This window comes from Pseudomonas sp. NY15372, assembly GCF_048068215.1.
Lineage (GTDB): Bacteria > Pseudomonadota > Gammaproteobacteria > Pseudomonadales > Pseudomonadaceae > Aquipseudomonas > Aquipseudomonas guariconensis_A.
Genome location: NZ_JBLUPY010000082.1, coordinates 1 through 676 on the forward strand (window position 1 = coordinate 1; position 676 = coordinate 676).

The 676-nt window shown below is 56.4% G+C and carries 1 protein-coding gene; it reads left to right on the forward strand.

The window, feature by feature from the left end; translation table 11 throughout:
* A partial coding sequence (locus tag ACNFG0_RS22830; protein WP_416766526.1) for an immunoglobulin-like domain-containing protein occupies positions 1-676 on the forward strand: 676 nt, incomplete at both ends.

The window sequence follows — 676 nt, forward strand, 5'->3', positions numbered from 1 at the left end:
CCAGGGCAAGCAGTTCGAAAATCTGCAGCTGGGCGGCAAGGCGGTCGTCAATATCACCGACACCGTCAGCGAAGTAACCGCCACGTTGTCTGTGGATAAATCCACTGTCGCGGAAGGCGGCGAGATCACCTACACCGTCACGTTGAGCAACGGCCAGAAATTGCCAGTCACTGGTCACGGTGGCCTGGTGTTCAAGCTGACCGATGGCACCGAAGTCACTATTCCGGCTGGCAGCGCCAGCGGCTCCGTTACCGTCAAAGCACCAGATGATGTGTTCACCGGCGGCCAGCCAACCATTACCAACAAGCTTGAGTCGGTAGAAGGCGGCGACAAGTTCGAGAAACTCACCCTCGACGACCAATCCGTTTCGACCAAGATCACCGACGAACCAGGTTCGGGCACTCCTGGCACTGGCAATGAGGGCGACAAGTTCGAAGTTACTATCGTCAGCAAAGGCGACGTGACTGAAGATCAGCAGCCAACCTTCACCATCCGGATCAGCGAAAAACTCGATCACGATGTCACCGTCACGCTGAGCAATAACCAGCAGGTCGTTATCCAGGCTGGCAAAACCGAAGTCGACTATTCGCTGCCGGCTCAAGGTGATGATGTATTCAAAGACGCGGGTGAAGTTTCGCTGGGCGTCACCGATGCGGGCGTCGACGGTAAGCAATTC